Genomic DNA, 1,396 nt, shown 5'->3' on the forward strand with positions numbered 1-1,396 from the left:
CTTGGAGATGCCGCACTCGGCGGCATATTCTTCAATGGCCTTCTGATACTGTTCGTAATAGTCGGGGATCCCTTGTTCGATGGTGGCCAGCTTGTCGTCCAGCAATCCAGCCAAACGGTAAACCAGTGACTCCGAGGCATAGATGGCGGCGGTGAGATCGGCAATTTTTTCCTGGATGGCGCCAAAAGCGGAGATCGGCTGGCCGAACTGTTTGCGCTCGTTGGCGTAGCGGATGCCTTCACCGAGAGCCATTTTCGCTGCACCGGTCACCCCGGCGCCGAGCTTGAAGCGGCCGATATTGAGGACGTTGAAGGCAATCTTGTGGCCCTTGCCGATTTCACCAAGAACGTTTTCTACCGGCACCTGGCAGTTGTCGAGAATGATCTGGGTGGTTGAGCTGCCCTTGATCCCCATTTTTTTCTCTTCGTTGCCGACGATCAGGCCGGGAAAGCTTTTCTCCACCAGAAAAGCGGTGAAGTGCTCTTTATCGATCTTGGCGAAAACGGTGAACAGCTCAGCAAACCCGCCATTGGTAATGTATTGCTTGGTGCCGTTGAGCAGGTAGTGGGTGCCGTCTTCGCTCAGGGTGGCAGAGGTCTGGGCACTTAAGGCGTCGCTGCCGGAACCGGGTTCGGTGAGGCAATAGGCTGCACACCACTCGCCGCTGATGATCTTTTCCAGATACTTTTCCTTTTGCTCCGCCGTTCCGTAATAGATGAGGGGCAGAGTGCCGATGCCGGTATGGGCGGCAAAGGCGACGGAGAAGGAGCCGCTGGTGGCGATTTTCTCTCCGACCAGCATGCTCGACGCCTTGTCCAGCTCCAGACCGCCATCCTCCTCGGCGGCATCCATCATCAGCAGGCCGAGTTCGCCACATTTGCGCATGCCGGCGACGACGTAGGAGAACTCCTGATTTTCAATCTCCTCCAGATGAGGCAGGATTTCATCGGTGACAAATTTTTCCGTCGTTTCCGCGAAAGCGCGCTGCTCGTCGCTGAAATCTTCCGGGGTAAAAACATCCTGACATGCTGTCTCGGCAATAAGAAATTCTCCGCCTTTCATGATTTTTCCAGCCATCATAAGTACCTCGCAAATAATTTAAAGGGGTGTGAGCTTCATCAACATAGATAAGTTAATCGTCTATCAATTGGAGTACTTTCTCTTGCGGGTAAAACTCGCTTCGCTCAAACAGTTACCCGCAGCGTTCAAGCACATCCAATTGCAGACTTATCATCAACGTATTGTAAGTATTATCGTATCTGTTCAGCACCGGGCCTTTGAATCCTATGTCAAGGGACGCGATTGTTTCCCGTTGGGTCATCCATGACCGCTTTTTGTCGCCGTCCATGGCGACAAAAACCCTTGCCACAGGATCCAAAGGCCCTGCGCAAGGATA

At 53.2% G+C, this 1,396-nt stretch carries 1 protein-coding gene; it reads right to left on the bottom strand.

Annotated features, from left to right (window positions below; genetic code table 11):
• Positions 1 to 1,062 (bottom strand): acyl-CoA dehydrogenase family protein (locus AC6F7T_RS02020; RefSeq protein ID WP_500716301.1); only part of this gene is annotated, 1,062 nt, incomplete at its 3' end.
• Between the last annotated feature and the right edge of the window lie 334 nt (positions 1,063 to 1,396).

This window comes from Pelovirga sp., from assembly GCF_059864205.1.